This window comes from Mesorhizobium sp. M0045 (assembly GCF_040323385.1).
GTDB lineage: Bacteria > Pseudomonadota > Alphaproteobacteria > Rhizobiales > Rhizobiaceae > Mesorhizobium.
This window is the reverse complement of record NZ_JAMYUY010000010.1, coordinates 69237-87488: the sequence shown is the minus strand read 5'-3', so window position 1 is coordinate 87488 and position 18252 is coordinate 69237. Positions and strand designations below refer to the sequence as shown.

15 protein-coding genes and 2 pseudogenes are annotated in these 18252 nt (G+C 63.5%); 6 read left to right on the top strand and 11 right to left on the bottom strand.

Going from position 1 to position 18252, the window contains the following annotated elements:
- Positions 1 to 6: 6 nt before the first annotated feature.
- The 8 genes and pseudogenes from NKJ72_RS17505 to NKJ72_RS17470 all read right to left on the bottom strand — a co-directional run.
- Positions 7 to 299, bottom strand: a pseudogene (locus NKJ72_RS17505) (hypothetical protein); the annotation flags it as partial.
- 63 nt (positions 300 to 362) lie between these two features.
- Positions 363 to 1697, bottom strand: a complete 1335-nt coding sequence (locus tag NKJ72_RS17500; RefSeq protein ID WP_352478567.1) for a lipopolysaccharide biosynthesis protein — start codon at positions 1695 to 1697, stop codon at positions 363 to 365.
- Entirely contained in the window at positions 1688 to 2965 is a 1278-nt protein-coding gene (locus NKJ72_RS17495; protein WP_352478565.1) for a glycosyltransferase family 4 protein, read from the bottom strand. The genes NKJ72_RS17500 and NKJ72_RS17495 overlap by 10 nt, the downstream gene beginning before the upstream one ends.
- A 14-nt stretch (positions 2966 to 2979) precedes the next feature.
- The gene (locus NKJ72_RS17490) at positions 2980 to 3624 is read right to left on the bottom strand and encodes a hypothetical protein (protein WP_352478563.1); all 645 of its coding nucleotides are present in this window, start codon (positions 3622 to 3624) and stop codon (positions 2980 to 2982) included.
- Positions 3625 to 3724: 100 nt separating this feature from the next.
- Positions 3725 to 5704, bottom strand: coding sequence for a putative glycosyltransferase family protein (locus NKJ72_RS17485; RefSeq protein ID WP_352478561.1), 1980 nt, complete (start codon positions 5702 to 5704; stop codon positions 3725 to 3727).
- Entirely contained in the window at positions 5701 to 6846 is a 1146-nt protein-coding gene (locus tag NKJ72_RS17480) for a glycosyltransferase family 4 protein (RefSeq protein WP_352478559.1), read from the bottom strand. The genes NKJ72_RS17485 and NKJ72_RS17480 overlap by 4 nt, the downstream gene beginning before the upstream one ends.
- Complete coding sequence (locus NKJ72_RS17475; RefSeq protein ID WP_352478557.1) at positions 6846 to 7652, bottom strand: glycosyltransferase family 2 protein; 807 nt, start codon at positions 7650 to 7652, stop codon at positions 6846 to 6848. Before NKJ72_RS17475 ends, NKJ72_RS17480 begins: the two co-directional genes overlap by 1 nt.
- A gap of 656 nt (positions 7653 to 8308) precedes the next feature.
- Complete coding sequence (locus tag NKJ72_RS17470; RefSeq protein WP_352478555.1) at positions 8309 to 9964, bottom strand: glucosamine inositolphosphorylceramide transferase family protein; 1656 nt, start codon at positions 9962 to 9964, stop codon at positions 8309 to 8311.
- A 433-nt stretch (positions 9965 to 10397) separates the two neighbouring features.
- On the opposite strand from NKJ72_RS17470, the pseudogene NKJ72_RS17465 reads away from it, so the two are divergent.
- The 4 genes and pseudogenes from NKJ72_RS17465 to NKJ72_RS17450 all read left to right on the top strand — a co-directional run.
- A pseudogene (locus tag NKJ72_RS17465) lies at positions 10398 to 10629 on the top strand (beta-mannosidase); the annotation flags it as partial.
- Between the two features lie 158 nt (positions 10630 to 10787).
- The gene (locus NKJ72_RS17460; RefSeq protein ID WP_352478553.1) at positions 10788 to 11960 is read left to right on the top strand and encodes a glycosyltransferase family 2 protein; all 1173 of its coding nucleotides are present in this window, start codon (positions 10788 to 10790) and stop codon (positions 11958 to 11960) included.
- Positions 11961 to 13577 carry a Rossmann-fold NAD(P)-binding domain-containing protein gene (locus NKJ72_RS17455; RefSeq protein WP_352478551.1) on the top strand — a complete coding sequence of 539 codons (1617 nt, stop codon included), beginning with the start codon at positions 11961 to 11963 and terminating at the stop codon, positions 13575 to 13577.
- Positions 13578 to 13584: 7 nt separating this feature from the next.
- The gene (locus NKJ72_RS17450) at positions 13585 to 14466 is read left to right on the top strand and encodes an NAD-dependent epimerase/dehydratase family protein (protein ID WP_352478549.1); all 882 of its coding nucleotides are present in this window, start codon (positions 13585 to 13587) and stop codon (positions 14464 to 14466) included.
- A gap of 407 nt (positions 14467 to 14873) precedes the next feature.
- On the opposite strand, the gene NKJ72_RS17445 is transcribed toward NKJ72_RS17450, so the two are convergent.
- On the bottom strand, positions 14874 to 15683 hold the full coding sequence (locus NKJ72_RS17445; RefSeq protein ID WP_352478547.1) for an FkbM family methyltransferase: 810 nt from the start codon (positions 15681 to 15683) through the stop codon (positions 14874 to 14876).
- 817 nt (positions 15684 to 16500) lie between these two features.
- On the opposite strand from NKJ72_RS17445, the gene NKJ72_RS17440 reads away from it, so the two are divergent.
- On the top strand, positions 16501 to 17352 hold the full coding sequence (locus tag NKJ72_RS17440) for a glycoside hydrolase family 16 protein (protein ID WP_352478545.1): 852 nt from the start codon (positions 16501 to 16503) through the stop codon (positions 17350 to 17352).
- A 132-nt stretch (positions 17353 to 17484) separates the two neighbouring features.
- Here NKJ72_RS17440 and NKJ72_RS31000 read toward each other — a convergent pair whose 3' ends face one another.
- Complete coding sequence (locus tag NKJ72_RS31000) at positions 17485 to 17565, bottom strand: hypothetical protein (protein ID WP_502901859.1); 81 nt, start codon at positions 17563 to 17565, stop codon at positions 17485 to 17487.
- Positions 17566 to 17591: 26 nt separating this feature from the next.
- Positions 17592 to 17783, bottom strand: coding sequence for a Tn3 family transposase (locus NKJ72_RS17430; protein ID WP_352478543.1), 192 nt, complete (start codon positions 17781 to 17783; stop codon positions 17592 to 17594).
- 243 nt (positions 17784 to 18026) lie between these two features.
- Here NKJ72_RS17430 and NKJ72_RS17425 point away from each other — a divergent pair, with 243 nt between their 5' ends.
- Entirely contained in the window at positions 18027 to 18170 is a 144-nt protein-coding gene (locus NKJ72_RS17425; RefSeq protein ID WP_352478541.1) for a hypothetical protein, read from the top strand.
- Positions 18171 to 18252: the final 82 nt, after the last annotated feature.

The following is an 18252-nucleotide window of genomic DNA, read 5'->3' as shown; positions in this document are numbered from 1 at the left end:
CCAATGCGGCAGTGAGGGCATCGCTCTGGCGTTGATTGTAGGAGGGCTGCGAGAAGGGATCTTCGCATGGCGGCTAGGGTTGGCTGAGGGTCGCTCGGCCGTTCTTTTCCCCACCCTTTCTCAGGCGGCGGCGCTGGAGGAAAGCATACGCGTGTCGTTGCAGGCCCTGCCAGGGGCGGCTCTCGAAGTGGTCGAGCCGAGGCGGCCCGTCGGCAATGCGGATGCGAAGCGCGGCGATTCTGACGCTCAACGGGCCTTTTTGTTCCGGTGCGCCAGCTCAGTTCCGTCCAGATCGCCGCCACATCCGCGTCGCCTCCAAACACGAGCTCAAGGATCGCATCATGGCCGCCATGGGCGACATCTCAAGTCTGGAGCGGCGAGGGGCGCGGTTCTTCGTGCACAGGGCCGGCGGCAGAATCAAATCTTATTGCGAAAGCCAAAGTCAGGGCCGCGCACACGCCCTCGATGCTGACGGCGAGCGTCCAGCCCAGGACCAGGCCTTGAAGTCCGCCAAGCTTCGCCCCCGCGATCGCGAGGCACACTTCCAGAACTCCGCCCAGCGCGAACCAGCGAGATGACTTGCGCATCCTGTCGCCCAGCCGTGCCAGCGTGCAGGCATGAAATTTGAGCGTCGATCCCAGCAGGCTGAAGCCGAGGAAGCGCAGGCTCGAACCGGCGATCTCCGGATAGGCCGGATTGAAGACCGCAAGGATCTCCTGCGAAAAGGTGAAGACGGACGCGGCGCAGACGAGCGAGAAGAGCAATGACGCAGTCAGCGACAAAAGGATATCGTGCCTGGATTGTTTCGGGCTTGCTCTGACCACCGGGAACAGCACCGTTGCCATGGCTGCGGGTATCAACGAGGCCATGGAGACCAGCATCCACAATGCCACGAAGGCGGCATTGGTGGTCGGCGACAGCAGAACCAGCACAAGGTAGGGCATGATGACGCAAGGGGCCTGCAAGGCGACATCGAGCGTGTAGTGGTCGAACGCCTTGCGTCGGAGTGTATGGAGCAGCCGGAACTCGGGGGGCCCAACGAGGCGACGCGCGCCGCCCCGGGTCAAGAGATCCACGCCGATCCAGGACGCCAGCAGGCCGACCACCCAGGTCAGAAGAATCGTGGCAGTGGAGGCGTAGCCGGCGGCCGCGGCGGCGGCGATCAGCATCAGCTTGAACGTGGAGAACAGCACTTGCCGGATCATTCTGCGGCTGCTGTGCAGAGTGCCGACGAACGCCTGATCGGCCACGATGCTGAAACCAGTCAGGCCGCAGCCGAGGACGAATGCAGCGCCCAAGAACCAACCGCCGATCGGGCCGGTGGAGCTGTTGAGGTACGCCTCCCCGAAGACAAACAACAAGGCCAGGCCGACCGCAAGCGCCACCCCGACGGACGCTGCTGCGGCCGCGAGGCCGGGCTCCTTGCCGGGATGCCGGACGATCTCGCCCATCAGCAAGGTCCCGAGCCCGGCCTCCCCCAGCACACCGACGAGGGCCATCACGGACACGAGGGCGGAGGCCTTGCCGATCACCTCCGGCGGAAACAGCCGGGCGGCGAGCCACCAATAGACAAACCCAAGACCGGCCGTTGCCACCGTTCCGATCGCCAGAGCTCCGGAATTCATGACGAGCGTGGCGCTCTTTCGCAGCGCCCGGCGCACGCGAATAATGGCCGTCCCGGCGAGGTCTACCGGCACGATCGCCCTCCCGAACCTTGGTGCGCCGGCACCGCGGACCTGCTGGCGGCTGGGCGCAGGACGTCCCGGTAGACCTGCTCGATCCGGGTCACGACCGCTCCGGCCTTGAGGCGTCCAACCCTGGCGAGGCTTGTCGTCTCCAGGCGGGCCAGCAAGGCGCGGTCCTCCAGAAGTGTCTGCATTGCGTGGGCGAGGGCGTGCGCGTCACCGGGCGGCACAAGAAGCCCTGTCTCGCCATGATCGACGAGATCCGACATGCCGCCGACGTTGGTTGCGACGACTGCCTTCCCGGACGCCATCGCTTCCATGATGACCGTCGCGCAGGCTTCGGGCCCGACCGACGGCAGCACGCCGAACAGTGAGCGCCGCCATGCATGCATGATGGCGGAATGCGGCCACGTACCCAAGACTCGGACGTTCGGCGGAAATTCGGTTGGCGTATCGGCGACCCGGCGCCCGACCAGGACCAGCTGCGGCGCCCGCTCCAGACCGGCATAGGCTTGCAGGAGAACGTCAATGCCCTTGAGGCGCATCATGTCGCCGACGAACAGGATGAATCCATGCCCAGGTAGCTCCCGCAGGCAGGGATCTTCCGGGCCAAGCACCTCGACATTGTCGGGCACGAAGTTGGGAATGACCTCGTAGGGGGCGCGGCCTTGGGTGAGGCCGGTGTGGCTGGCCACCGCGTGGCTCACCGCGATGAAGCGGTCCACACCGCGCCGAGCGGCGAAGCTCGAAGCCCAGTTGCCCAAGGTGGTGGCGGCTGCCTTCACGGCCCCGTAATGCCCTGTGGCGCAGGGCAGGCACTTGCCCGGCGCCGGGCCACTGCATAGGTGGGTGCCCAAGTGCATGAAGTTCTTCTTGGCGCAGACAAGGCCGTAATCGTGGAGCGTAACCACGAGACGTGCCCCGCTCAGACCTTTGAGCGGCAGGAAGGACGCGTAGATCCAGTTATGGGCGTGGACGATGTCTGGCTCCTCACGGGCGACCAGCCGCTTCAGGGCAAGCACCAGTTCGGGGTCCGGAAAGGGCGGTGCATGGCGGCGCTCGGGATCGGTGTGAAGGCCCGACAGACGCTGGAGCGTCCCGCGCAGGCGATGCACGCGGACCGCGCCGTCGAGCTCGGTTTCGGGCGATCCGGGATGCATCAAGGTCCCGACGCTGACATGATGGCCCCGCTGCACCAGCGCCGCGCCGAGATTGCGGACGTGCCGCTCCTCTCCCCCGATCACCGGAGGATAGAACTGCGATAGAAGCAGGATGCGCATGGTCCAGCCTCGTTTTAGATGCGCGGCACCAGCGTCGAAACGCTGCGATAGAGCCGGTTGTCTTCCGGTCGATAGAGCCGCGCCTCGGCCGTCTGGCTAGTTGCCAAGGCGGGCACCGGGATTTCCCGCGCCCAGGTTTCGCCCGGCGCGACGGCGATCGATCGGAAAACGGCGAACGGTTGCCCGTCGAGGGTGATTTCCAGGTCGAATCGTTGAGGTTGAGTCTCGGCGCTCCTGATGCCGACGGTGATCCGACCGGACTCGCCACTGGCCGACGGCAACAACCAGAAGGCGGTGTATTTGAATTCCCGGTAGGCCGCTTCGTCTCGGACGGCCACAGCATAGGCTCCGGTCGCTACAAGAAGCGCTAGCATAAGCGCAGCACCCTGCCAGAGCCGGACCCGCGCCGGAGCCGGCCAGGCTGGCAGATCGGGAGTGTCGCGGCGGCCGGCGGCCACCAGTGCCGCGGCGGCCGTCACCGCCCAGAACCACACCGCCCAGCCGAGCGGCGTAAGGAAGCCTGCGGCGTTCAGGGCAAAGCCCCCGACGATGCTGGCGGCGAGGCTTGCTCCGACCGCGTAGACGAAGTGTTCCAACGCGGAGGTTGTCCTGACGCCAATGGCCCGCAGCACCGTGTGGCCCGAGACGAGGAACACCATGGGCGCGCCCAGGGCAGTACGGAGGAGCAAGCTGTCGCTCACCGCAACGGCCGCCACCGTGGCCCCCGCCCACAGGCACGCGGCCAGAAGGTCCCGCTTGCTACAAAGTCTCATGCAATCCCCTCACGTCATAGATGACGATCCAGCCGTTGTCGTAGATGCGGGTGACGCCCTTGACGTCATTGAACTTGAGCAGCGCTGCGCTCGAGAGCGGCGCTCCCTGCCGCGCTTCCCACGGCTGGTAGTAAAAGCCGAGCACCGGCGGAGCCGTGGTCAGGCGCAGGTCAATTAGCAGGAAATCGATGTCGCTTCGCGCCAAGGGCCAAAACTCGTCGGGCCCCAATGTCTCGGCCTCGAATATGCGCGCGGGATCGATGCCTTCGACGATGGTGACTCTGACGTCCTGCCGGCCGTAGCCCGCAAGCAGAAGACGGTTGATGCGGTCAGTGGTGAAGCGGTTCCCGGCACCGAGCCATTCCTTGGCCCAGCGTGCCGTTTCGATCCCCATCGGCTCGATCGATTCCTGATCTGCGGCCACCCTGTAGCGCCCATGGATCGGATTAATCGAAGAGCTTGTGACGCCGCCCAGGACGATGATCACCAGAGCAACGGCCGGTGCGATGCGGCGCCACCCGCGTGGCGTGCGCCCCTCCCAGAAATGGACAATGCTCACCGCGACGACCAGCCCGACGGCGATGAACACGAACGTTCCCATGCGGTTGCCGATTTCCCATCCAGCGATGGTCAGTCGGAAGGCGACCGAGACTGGGAGCCCGAAGGCCAGCAAGCTGAGGAGCACGAGGCGGCTGTCGCGCCAGCGGCGTTTGAGAATGTCCTGGATCGGACGCCAACCGGAGCGCGGGCCACTCGGCGCTGCCATGGCCAGCGACCGAAAGAATCCCGTTGCCAGTCCGAGGGCCACCAGCAGGAGCGCCAGCAAGGTGGTCAGCCGCATGTAGAGCGCCTTGTCCGGCGCTCCGAGGTGCTCCGAGCGCGGGGTGGGCGCGCCGAGGACCTTCCCGAGCAATGTGTCGAAACCGGACTCGATCACCGGGCCGAGATAGCCTGTGAGGGGGATGCCACGGGCCTGCACCCACAGGGACGGCAGGGCTACGGCGAGGATCGCCGCGAGGCCCACGGCAATGCTGGTGTTGATCCGCAGGGGGTCGTGCCGGCGCAAGGCTTCGAGGCCCGCCAGCGCTCCGAAATAGATGGCGGCGAAGGCGGCCGAGAGGTGATGTGTGACCGCGAGGCTAGCCAACAGCAAGGCTATCAGCCCGAGCGACTTCAGCCTCGGTCGCCCGACGAGACCCTTGGACGCTGCTTCGACCGCGAAGGTCAGCACGCACAGCACGATGCCGAGGCTCTCGTAGGAGAACATCGAATCGAACAGGAAGAAGGTTGAGCAGCCCATATAGGCCAGACAGGCGATGGCCGAGATACGCGTCGATCCGGCGATGCTCTCGAGGAATAGAAACAGGGCACCGATGAACGTGCCCTTGAGGATGACCAACAAGAGCGTCCCCCCCACGAACAAGGGCAGTCCCGTCAGATCGACGATCGCCGTTGTCAGGATTTCCAGGGCGGGATATGTTGACCCTATCGGGAAAAGCGGGTTGGACAGGAACAGCCGGCGAGCCGTGATGAGATCCTCGGCCGCGATCCAATGCAAGACCTCGTCGTAACCGGTGAAGCTCGTCGGGGAATAGACTATCTTGCAGTAGAACAGGGCTTCGGCAAGCAGGAAGAGCAGGAACAGGCGCTCACCTCGGGCCGTTGTCGGCCAAGCGATGCGAAGGCCGGTCGGAGCGACCAGGAGAACGACACCGGACCAGAAGAGCGGCGGCGCCACGTCATAGCCCCGGCGCCCGGCCGCGTGCCCGGCCACGACCAGGAGTAGAGCCGCGGCGATCGTCAGGCATAGAACCGCAATCCATCCGGAATTGGCGCGTTGCGATGCGGCATCGGCGCTGCCGTCGCGAAGGTCGGGACCGACAACGGCCGAGACGAATCGTATCCCGGCCTGAAGCGGGTTGATCCTGGTTCCCGCGCTGAAATGAGCCGGCATCATGAGCATCATGCCCTCGTCGCAGGAGGCCACGATGTTACGCCGCCGGGGCCCAAGCGGAGCGTGGATCGGGTGCCGAGAACATCATAATAAACGTGGTTCAGCGCATGCGCGCAGGCATCCCAGTCCGGGAGAGCCAAATCCGGGACCTGCCGATGCGCGTCCAGTTCGTCGGCCATGGCGGCGGCCAGCTCTCCAGGACCGGCGTTGGGCGGAATCGCCCGGCACAGCCCATTGGCGGCAAGTTCCCGCAGACCGGACGTATCGGTAACGAGGACCGGACGGCGTAGCGACAGGGCTTCCATCACAGCGATCGGATGGGCTTCGTATTCGCTGAACAGCACGAATAAAGCGGCGCTCGCCAGGAGGTCAGCCATTTTCTGCCGGTCGGATCCGGGGATGCTCGCGATAGTGACCCGCCTCTCGAGGCCGAGTGTCGCTACGAGGCGCCGCAATTCACCCTCGTACGGGCCTGTTCCGACGATGTGCAATCGCACGTCCGGTACCCGGGGGATCAGTTCGGGCAAGGCCGCTATCGCCCGCTGATGGCCCTTGTAGCGCTCCAGCCTGCCGCCCGAGACGATCAGATGCGGATCGACCTTGATGCCGGGGCTCGGAGCCGGCATCGCGGCGCCGTTCGGGATGACGACAAACCGTTCGCGCGGCACGCGCATCCTGGCGCTGAAGAAGCTGGCCTCAAATTCGGAGACGCCGATCAGCCGCGCGGCCCGGGCCACCAGCGGTCGAAGCAGCGCGTGCTGTGTGCCGCGCACGGCATTGCGCAGCCGGGAGGAATGCCCGCCGCTGTGGAAGGTCAGGATAAACGGCAGGTCCCCGCGAAGCGTCGCGAGCAGCCCGATCGGCGCCACGAAGCTGTTGTAACCTTGGAAATGGATCAGATCCCATACCCCTCGCCGGATCGCGGTATAGATGCGGGGCGCAACATAGAGATCCCGTCCCCTCGGCCAGGCCGGCACGCGCTGCACGTGCATGCCGCGCACCTCCTCCTCAACCGGCAACTCCCCCGAGGGATCGGTGGTGAGCACGTCGACGGCGTGGCCACGCGCCACCAAGCGGGGACCGACTTCCTGGATGTGAGTTTCGATGCCGCCTATGAGGGGGTAGCAGCGAGCGGCAACCATCAGGATTCGCATCAGGTCTGTCCACCGGCAACACAGGCTGTCGCGCTCCGCCTGCGCTGTTGGTGCACCCTCTCGCGCAGGATGGTTTTCAGGACGCGCCAGCCGTCCGGCATGGCGCGCAGATGGCTTACACCGCTGATGCGCGGAGCCTCGAAACTCGCCACCTCGACGATATTGAGGTGGTTCTTCAAGGCCCGCACGTTGATGAGGGTCTCGATCTCGAACCCATCGCAATCGCAGTCCAGCGTGGCGACGTGCTTGGCCCAGAAGGCTATGTATCCGTAGCATAGATCGGAGAACCAACCGCCATAGAGCAGCCGCACGACCAGGGTCAGCCCCTTATTGCCGAGCATCCGGAACAGCGACATGTCGTCGGTGCCGGCGCCCTGGATGAAGCGTGAACCCTTGACGAGATCCGCGCCGGCCATCAGCGCACTGACAAAGACGATCGCCTCCTCCGGCACCATGGAGCCGTCAGCGTCCAGCATGACGATGATTTCGCCTGTGGCGGCCAGGAATCCCGCTCGCAGCGCAGCACCCTTGCCCCGCCGGGGCTCCATCACAACCTTCACGTCCTCTCGCAAACGGCGCGCGACCGCGACCGTGTCGTCAGTCGAACGACCATCCACGATAATGATCTCATGCGCCCAATTGGGGATGCGCGGCAAAAGCCACGGCAGGTTCTCGGCTTCATTGAGCGTCGGGACGACGAAGCTGACTCGGGGCAGAGTCAGCGATCCCCGTATCGCGACATTTACCGGGTCAGGCGGCGATGCAACACCGACAGGGGCGAGAATGCTCGGGAGACGGGCGTTCATGGCAGCGCTTCGAGGTCGTACGTTGGGACCCATCCGGAGGGCATATTGTGCTTCCATGACTCCATGAGCTCGCCGAAAATCCGGTGCCCCACCTCGCGCGCACGCAAATGCGCGGCCAGCGACAAGCCGCAGCGGCCAGCTCCAATGACCGCCACATCCACGGATGTGCTTGATCCAACCATATGCGGACTCCCGGCCATTATGAAATGAAGATGAAATGGAAGAAGATCGGTACCCTTGTGGCCCCCTATTCTTGGTTCGTTATACGACGATTACTTATACAGATCTGAAATGGAAGGACTATATATGGTTAGGAAAAGAAAATAGATGATTAGCTATTTTTGGGTATCTCTTCGGGTTATTTTCAGCCATACGACCTGCGCGGATAGTACGGCAGCGGCACCGATCACCTTCAGCAGCTGCGTTGGAGCGTTGCCAACCCGTTAGACTGGGTCCACCTTCAACCCCAGCGAGGACATTCATCGACCCGCGGCTGGGACTAGCTCACAGCGACAATTTCTACCGAGCGAGCCGCAGAAGGCAGCGAGGTCGCCGGCGCGAAGAAATGAACGTCCAGCGCAACGCTGACTTGCCACAGGCCGGAAGCCGCGAAGTCCAGGTGGGCTCGCTCCCTCATTCGGCCGTGATTTCCGAGCTTATTCTGTGCCCGGGAAGGGTCGAGCGCGCCCGGCTTTTCGCAGGCGGGGCACCGTGTGCTCGACCGCCTGGCTACGGGTAGCTAACCCGGGCGAAACCGGCCAAGAGAGGGACTGCCCACGCGGTCCCTCGACCCCACGCCGTCCCGAGACCGGCGCGTCGGGTACCAGCAAACGATACGAGGTCGTGACCTCTCGCAAACCCCGGACATGCCCGAACAGGTCGATCACCTCCAAGCCCGAGCGGCGGTTGTAGGTGTGACACCCCAACGCTCCAGACCAAATGCGACCGACGGGGGTCTGGGCAAACTCCGACGCGCCGAGCGCATCGATCTGGCAGAACGTCACCGCGCCGCCATAACTGCGCGCGCAGTCTTGGACCGGGCGTAGCGTGCGTCCGCCGTGTCGAATGACGGCGCCTGCGGGGCGGCTGAGCCTTGCATCGAGCAGGACGGGGTTGGCGGCATGGGGCGTCCAAGACCCGGTCAGGCTCTCGGCACGGTAGAGGCTGAGGACATCCCAGGATGTGGACCTCCAAAGCCTTGGGCTGACGAAAAACCAAAAGCCGCCCTCATGTCGGAGCGGCGTAGTATCGTAGCCCTCAATGCCTTCCATAAGGCAGGCTTCCCGCGTCCACCGGTAGGGGAATTCGACTGCCCTGTAGAGGCTGACATTCCTGGCCGCCCCCGATTCGGGGATCATCCAGATCTGCCCATCCTGCTGGAACACGAACGGGTACGAGAGGTGATGCGGTTCCTCTACGACGATCCGGGATGCGCCGGCTGTCCCGTTCCGGTTCACTGGCACGACCGCAATGCACCCCCGGTTCTTCGAGTAGAAGTACTGTTCGACAAAGATGAAATCCTGCCCCTGGTGCCGGAACGGGAACGGGTCGGCAAGGTAGCTGTCGGCATTTCCGGTGAGCACCCGGAAGGCTGCTTCGCCTTTGTCGAGCAGGCTCGCCGATTCATCGAAGCGCCAGCCGATCCCCCACATCCTGCCGCCCCTCGCCAGGACGTCCAAAAGCCCGATCGCCTTCGATGCAACCGTGCCGGTCGCCCTTGCAATCGCCGAAAGCGCGCCAAACGAAGGCACTGCCGTGCGTGGACCGCGGGTACCAAACGCAGTTGAACCGGTTTCCTCGCACAGGGCTTTGAGGATCAGCGGCACAGCACAGGAAAGGGCGCTGTCGAGCCTCGCGGCCAACACTTCACGGTCTCCACTGGCCGGACGCGCCGTCCACGGCCGCAACGGGCGCGCCGTGTCATGCAGGTCGACGAGAAGATCCTGATGATTCACCCAGGCCGCCACGACCCCGATCTCGCCGGGTGCGCCGTTGAAGACCGGGGTGAGTACGCGCCGCCCCGCCGGGAGCGATTCTGCCCCGCTCAAATCGATCACCACATCCACTTGGTCGGCCGGAGGCGGCGGGAGGCACCGCAGCGCCGCCTCGACGGGGTCGATGGCGCCGTTCCCGCGAAAGCCATAGACAAGTTGTTCGAGTTCGAGCAGCAGACGGCAGATTAACGGCAGCGGGCAGCGACCGGTCGCCAAAGCGCAGAAGACTTCGTTGCCGGGCACGTCAGCGAGCGCTTCTGCCAGCCAGAGGTGCCACCTCAGTAGCCGGGACGGATCGAGACTCAGGCAAATGCGCATTGTTGTTCCCACCGCGGATTTCAAAAGGACGCCAGCTTACAGCTTCCACGAGAACCACCTCAGGCGATCCGCCTACCCTGGACTCCGCCGCGGGCCCGCGAGCAAGCGCGGCAGATGGAAAGCCGCAGCGAGGATGGTTTCCACCTACCGGGGTTGCGGGGACTCGCCATGTGGGGAGGCCAACACTTGATTGGGAGATGCCTGACAGCACGGGTCCATACTCGAGCGGCTGGAAGCGGCTAAGCACCCACTATGCCCGAACGCCGCCCGGCTGTGTGAGGTCAGAGGAGGTAATCCTTAGGGGCCATTGCACCCTGTGGCCGGCGAGAGCCAAATGCCAGGATGATTCATCGACTGGCAACGGGTGAAAAATGGGCCGCCGAACGCCGGACTGCGGGTGCTGGTGTCCGCGTTGCTGTCCGTTCCAGCAGTCGTGAGCGCCGCGGACGATCCGTCGGCAACATCCTTCATCAAAACTTCCGGAACGAACTTGCGTTGGACGGCAGGCCGTTCTCCGTGACCGGCGTAAACAACCACTATCTGACCTACGGGTCGCAGGATGAGGTCACCCGCGTTCTCGACGACGCGGTGGCGATGGGCGCAATGTGGTCCGCACCCTCCTCCAGCCGGTGATCGGGTCTCTCGACGGAAGCAAACCTACCATGGCGCAAACCTCGGCCCTGCTTGGTGACTTTTTATGCTGAGGCTTCCGGGTAGGCCGAATCCCGCGTGGAAGCCTGGCGTTTCAAAAGACCAAGACCATCGCACCGTCTATCCAAGAGTTTGGACAGACATTGGCAGCTCAAGTCGGGAGAATTCCTAGATGCGTATTCTGATGCTTGCGCAATCCTATACGCCGATTGGCGTTGGCCAGCAGGGCCACGTCCGGAACCTAAGCATCGGTCTCGCCCGCAGCGGACCTGACGTTGCCGTTGCCACAACCGGTCAGTCTAGATCCAAAACCGGGCAGCCCGAGGATGGCGTTAGCAGCGAACGCCGGCAGGTCCCGCCCCCCCCTACGATCTCCGTGATTATCTGTGCCTACTCCGAGGACAGATGGGAGCTGTTGCTTCAGTCGGTGGCCTCGGTTCGGGAGCAGACCTTACAACCCTGCGAGATCATCGTATCTGTCGACCAGCCCCTGTTCCACCGTTGTGCCGCGTACTGGGCTGACTTCGCAGCATCCACCCCTCCGATACGGGTGATCCAGAACAAGTATGACGGGCACCTGGGGGCGGCCCGAAACACGGCAGCCGAGACAGCCGCTGGAGAGATCCTGGCGTTCCTGGATGACGATGCGGCGGCCGACAAGGACTGGCTCGAGATTCTCATCGAACCGTACCGGGATAAGCGCATAGGCGCCGTCGGCGGGCGCCCCATGCCGGTTTTCGAGACGAGCCGCCCGGCCTGGTTTCCTGTGCAGTTCGACTGGGTGTTCGGATGCGCTTATGACGGCCTTCCGACCAGCCGAGGTCCTTTGGCTCACCTCATAGGAGCCAACATGTCGGTGCGGCGGACCCTCCTTGAGCAGGTGGGGGGGTTCCACTCCGACCGTCACGACGACATGGACATGTGTCACCGCGTGGCGCACCTCAGGGGCAGTGAGGCGGTCATCTACGAACCGGCGGCGACCGTCCGCCACTTCGTGCCTGCCTCACGGTCGACCTGGAGGTACTTCTGGCGCCGCTGCCTTTTCGTCAACAAGGGTAAGGTCGAGGCCTTTGCCCAGATGGGCGACGCCGCCACACTGGGTGCGGAGACCCGCTTCGTCTGGTACGCGCTGACCAAGGGCGTACCGCGGGAGATTTTGCAAGCGGTCAAGGGTGATGCCCACGGGCTGGCCCGGTCCGCGGCGATAATCGCTGGCGTGGGGCTGGCCGCGGCAGGTCACGTCGCCGGCCGGATCGAGCTGGTGCGCCGCTTGCGCCAGCGGCGCCAACAGGCAACCAAGCAGATACCGGACACAGCCGCGCAAGGCGGTGGGCGCGGGAAGTAGATGCCGTCTTCGATAATCATTGGTTCGGGTCCGGCTGCAGCCGCCGCCGTGTTGGCGCTGTCCGAGAAACCGGACGAGAAGATAACCGTGTTCGATCCGGGCACCCTGCTTGACGTGGAGACGCAGGAGGTAATCTCCCGGCTGTCCAAGCTGCGTGTCGACAACTGGGACGAGGAGGACGTCCGCCGGGTGAGCCTGCAACCCAAGCGGCTCCAGTCCGATTCGCTGCCTGAAAAGAGAAGCTACGGATCCGATTTCCCGTTTGTCAACAAGGGCCAGCTCGACGGCGTCCATTCCGAGGGTAGAGTCAACTCAGCTGTCATATCAAGTGCCTACGGGGGGTTCAGCAATGTCTGGGGGGCCCAGATCATGCCCTTCAGCGCCGCCACGTTCAAGGGATGGCCGTTCGACTTCTCGGATATGGAAGAGCACTATCGGACGATCCTGGGTCACATTCCTTTCGCTGGAGAGTCCGACGATCTCGAGGAGTGGTTCCCGCTCATCGGATCCCCGGACCCGCTTCCGCCGCTGGCGCCGCGGACGCAGATGGTCCTGGCCAACTACGACCGGCACCGCGATCGAGTGCGCTCCACGGGAATAACGATAGGCCGCGCGCGGCTTGCCTTCTCAGCGCCCGAATGCCAGCCCTGCGGCCTGTGCATGACTGGGTGCCCACGATCGCTAATCTTTTCGGCCTCGCACAGCTTCGATCGCTTCAGGCGCAGTGGAAGGATCAACTACCACAGCGGGCTCCTCGCGGTGCGAGTCGACCAGGAAGGCGACACGGCCGTCGTGCAGGCCCGGGAGCTGTCCAGCGGCCGCATCCAGCGATTCACAGCCGACCGGGTCTTCGTGGGCTGCGGAGCAATCGGGACCACTCGGCTGATCCTGGGCTCGCTCGGATCGGACCAGCCGGTACATCTTTCGGAATCGGCTCAATTCGTTCTTCCAATGATGTCCATGAAGCCTACCCCCGACCCACGTACAAGGTGCGAGTTCACACTCAACCAGTTCAACATGGTGATCGTCCGGGACGACGAGGGCTTCGATGTCTCACAGATTCACTTCTATCCGTTCAACCAGGCATACTACGACGCGCTTCCCGGCTTCCTCCAACACCGCGCCGCCGCCTTCGCGACGGATCGGCTCCTGAGCCGGTTGACGGTAGGCCTGGGCTATTTGCCGTCCTGGGCATCACCCAAGGTCCGGGTCACCGCCCAGGTGTCCGCAGCTCCTGATGAGCTACCCCAGATCACCCTCACTTCGGAGGGCTTCAGCGAGGCCAAGGTCAGGGGCAAAGACGTGCCTGCGATGCTCCCTGACGTAATAAAGCGGATCCGCAGGGCGGCACCTTACCTTGACTTGTGGCCAGTCACGCCACGGATGCTATGGTCGGGCTGGGGCAAGAGCTACCACTTTGGCGGCAGCTTTCCCCACGCCAGTGAGCCGGATACCGGGAGTGCGAAGACAGACCGCCTCGGCCGGCTGGCGCGCTGGGACCGTATCCATCTCATCGACGGGTCGGTTTTCCCAAATGTTCCAGCTACTACCTTTACCCTGACTGTGATGGCCAATTCTCATCGCATCGCCTGCGAAGCGATGCAGCTGACGGGTTGAGGGTTAAATGCGGGTCGGTATCACCGGAGCCAACGGATATGTCGGGACCATCCTACGTGCCGCCTTCGCCGAAGAAGGACATGAGGTCATCGCGTTCGCCCGTTCGAACCGCCTGATCTTCGACTCTGCCGCCGCAACGGTTGGCGTCGCCGAGTGGCGCCCATACGAGATCAAGCGCCCGCCGTCGGGGGCCGCATTGAGCGACCTAGATGTGCTCATCCACGGTGCATGGGACCTGACTCTCGTCAGCGCCGGCGATGTGTGGGGTGTCAACGTGTCCGGCTCACAGCACCTCCTGCGCAATGCCGCCGACGCAGGGGTTCGCCGGGTCATTTTTATCTCCTCGATGTCCGCCCGTAAGGGAACCAGACAGTTGTACGGTCAGGCGAAACTGGCCTGCGAGCGCACCGCCAGCAGTCTGGGAGGTGTCTCCACCCGCCTCGGACTGGTGTACGGCCCCGGCTGGGGCGGGATGGCAGGCGCGCTCCGCAAGCTCACCAACCTGCCGGTCACACCTCTCGTCGGAGCACGCTCGCATCAGTTCACCGTGCATGAGGCGGACATGGCAGCCGCCATGGTGCGTATTGCCGAGTCGGACATGCCCCTGCCGGAACCGGTAGGGCTGGCCAATCCCGAACCGGTACCGTTCCCACGGCTCATGAAAGAGATCGCCGCATCACAAGGCAGAACACTGCGCGCCGTCCCCGTGCCCTGGCAGCTTGTCAGTGGCGTCCTCAAGGCAGCTGAGGCCCTGCACGTCCCCCTACCCTTCCGATCCGACTCCATCCTTGGGCTCGTGCACCCGGCGGCAGAGGTTCCCGGTATAGAGCGGCTCAAGCAACTCGGAATCGAGTTTCGGAGCTTCTCGCTGGAGGGCGATCGACCCTAAACAGTATTGAAGATCCTGCGGCCTTGCCGGGTGACAGTAGCAGTTTGAGGTTTCTGGGAGTCGACCAAGGAGCGAAGGCATGTGGGTGCGCGAGGCCGGCGAGATCGCTGGGGAAGCTGGGGCGGCCGGCCTCGCGACGCCGCCAGCGCGTCGAGCCAACGACCTTCATGCAGCCTCGCTCGGCACGCGGCCTATCGGAGGTAGCTCATAGGAAAGCTTTATCGGGTCTATGTTCTGAAACGAACACGGCCAACTTGTGGGCGGGGTCAACCCGCCTGCACGAACGAGGATGCAGCGAAAGAGCACGCCAACCGGTTAGCAGTATGGCCGCGAGGTGGAGCTTGGCGACTGGTTGCGCAGTTCTCGGCGGGGAAGCCGGTTTTGCGAAAGAGGCTAACGAACGGCGTTCAGTTCAAGGCGCTGTGCGAAGCGCTGGTCCGCGGACTGTCAGGAAGAAACAGCACATCGGCAGATTTGGTGCCGGTTGTTCTGGCCTCAATCTCGGATTGACTTGCCTTTCGCCGCCCGGTCCGGGTCAGCCAGTATGCCTCGTATCCGTTATCCGACAAGAGTCGCAGGACTACAAAAACCGACGCCCCGAACTTGTTCAATCCCTGGTCGGAAAGTTCGACGAACAGGGCCGGCCGGGCGAACCTCAGGATCTCGATCATGCCCTGAAGCGTCAGCAGTTCGGCGCCCTGCACATCGATTTTCACGAGCGCCGGGCGCTGGGGTCCCTTGTCCGCGAGCAGTCCGTCGAGCGTCACGGCGGTGACCGGCACGCCGGTTCCGTTCCGGGAAAGCTTGTGGTCGGCCGGGTAAAGCGGGTTGATTTCGAGAAAGGTCGTGCCGGGCTCGGCGGCGGCGACCGCCCTCAGCGCCTCGACGCGGCCGAGGAGACCCGCGTGCTCGAGCGCGGAAATCAGGCCGCTGTAATTCTGATCCTCCGGCTCGATGGCGATCACCTTTCCGCCATCGCCGACCCATTCAGCAAAGCGGAGCGAGAAGAAGCCGACATTGGCGCCGACGTCGATGACCAGCGATCCGTCTGGCACGAATTCCCTCAGCTGATCGATTGGGCCTGCTTCAAAATACCTTTTGTAGAGGGGATAAAGCGCAAGGTAGGCGCGGTGGAAAAGCGGAAGACGCTGCAGGCCGAGCTTGGTGGTCAGCACGTATAGCCTGATAGCCGAATCTCGTACGAAAACTTTGAGCATTCAAAATCCAATGACACCGATGCAGGATTTGTTCGCAATGACTTGTCGAGGGGCCCCGCCCGGGGGCTGCATCGCAACGATCTTCGTTCGGCTATGCAGACTTTATCACTCGATCAACGCCTGATCGCGGGAATAAAGAGGTACTTCCCGAGGATCGGCATCGACACACCGCCCCAAGACCACCTGGATAATGCCGCCACCGCCACGAGCCGGAGGTTTCCCAATTACCAACATCAGGAGCACTTCCTCGCATGATCGGCTGGCGTGGCTCAGCTCGGAAAATCATTGTCTGGTCGCGGCGAATAGCTTCGCTGAGTAAGCCCCCCGACCCCAGCCCGGCGACCAAGAAAACGTGGTCTGGTTCGCCCTAAGGCATGTTGACGACATTCAACGGCGACCGACAGACGAAGTCCAAACCCTTGCCCTGACCGCACCACGTTTATGGCTTTCTCACGACGGCGCCGAACGAGCCGATCCATCCCAAGGTCATGCCGTGATCACACCACGGATGAGGAGCACCGTCGTGTTGGATGTGCGTGCGACATGGGATGAGACGAAGGCGTTGCTGCGGCCGGATGCTGCGCTGAAGATTGTAATGGGCGGCGAGGACAAAGAGGGTCAGGCAGCAGCCTTAAACCGAAGGAGACCTCCATAACCTGGTGCCCCATGGTTGCATCGAGGCCCAGCTGCGGCGCCGCAGTATAGTCGGGGTAACCAGTCCTCGTCGTTTCGCTATGAGATTGGCTGTGCCATCAGTAAGCGGCGGCGACCATGGCAATCGCATCTTGGTCAAGCCCCTCGTTACGAGGACTCCGATGTGAAAAGTATATCGAAGTACATTTCTTTCACAGCGCTCATGATCGTCATATGCTGCACGAGTGGTGGAGGTGGTGGATCGTCGCTGCTACCGCCGGCTGGCTACACTACCAGCCACCTGATATTCGAGGACACCTTCACCGGGCACTCGCTCGACTCCACGAAGTGGATACCGGCGATCGGGGACCAGAACGGTATCTGGCAGCAGAGCGTGCCGTCGCCGTACTCCGCGATGAACGCAGGCGGATTCAATGCCGAGTACTTCGACCCGGCTCAGATCAGCACTGGCCCATCAGGCTTGAAGATCGTTGCGACGAGAAGCAACCGGTTCGCCGGGTACACTTGGAAGTCGGGCGCCATCTGCACGCACGGCAAGTTCACGTTTGCCGGTGGCTATGCCCAGATACGCATGAAGCAGCCCGACGTCAGCACTGGCGGATGGCCAGGCTTCTGGCATCTAGAGGGTGGGGCCGAGATCGACACGCAGGAGGGCGGGTTCCTCAACGGCTCCGTGTCGAGCAACGAAGTGCTGGCAAACGCTTTATTGGCTGACACCAACGAGCAGCGGTTCTTCAATGCTGGTGTGGACCTGTCGGCCGACTACCACGTCTGGGGCATGGAGTACATACCGGGTGTGTCAATCAAGTTCTATTTCGATGGTGTCCTCAAGCGAACCGTCACTACGAGCGTGCCGACCGGTGCCATGACCCTGCTCATTAATCTGAGTATCGCCAACAGCAGCTCGTCTGGCTGGCACACGGCCTACGACAGTTCGACCCCGGCAACGCTCCAACTGGAGGTGACCGACGTTCAGGTCTACCACCTGAGCAAGACCGACAGCATCGATGGGTGACGACACGAAAGTGAGCGCTTCGTACTGCTCGATAGAACGGAGCAGGAACTAAGGGGCAGTAGCGAGACGGCCGGCGCAGCGGCCTCAAGCCGTCGGTGGGCGTCGGATCGGCGCCCCAAACGCAGTCCCCCGTCAGACCGACATGCTCCCGGTGACGGGGCCTATCCGGATCGACGTCGCGAGGCGCAGCAGTTCGTCCCAATGCGCCGCCACGTGGTCGATGTCGATGGTCCCGCCGATTACAGCCTTGAGGAGCGCCTGCGCCCGCTTTCCCGGGAACAGTAGAGGCGGCGGTCATTGAGATCGCGGATGCGGCGCGAAGCGAAAGCCCAAGAGATGGCAGAGCCCGAACACTTGTCGGTCACCCCGCCGGTGTCAGTGCAGTGCTCGTCGATCGACATCCCGGTCTGGTAGAGCAAGCCATCCAGCACATGTGGCGCCTCGCTGGCCGTCGCGCCGATCACCTTGGTGCGAACGGCTCATACTGGTCGGAGACGTGGGTGTAGAAGGCCACGCCGGATTCGCTGCCGTGGTGGGCCTTGACGTCGCCGACCGCTTCGCCGTGGCCCCAGCTCGATAGAACTCCCCGTCCGAAGTCGATGTCGTGCCGTCGCCCAGAGTCAGGGCAAAGACGTGCCTCCGATGCCCCCTGGCTCGATGCACCAGAGACGCAAATGATGAATTGTGCGGTCGGCACGATCGCCAGGATCCGTAACAGCGTCGACATCTACGCACGGCTTTCGATCTGGAAAGTGCCGAGCGTGTCGACCTTGCTGATCATCGCCTATGTGCGCGTATCCCTAGCGGACCGTCGCTAGATCGGCCCCAATCTCTTTGTGTTCGGCGAGAGAGTCAAAGGCGCGCTTCACGCAGGTGAGCGTGCTGATAGCGAGCACATTG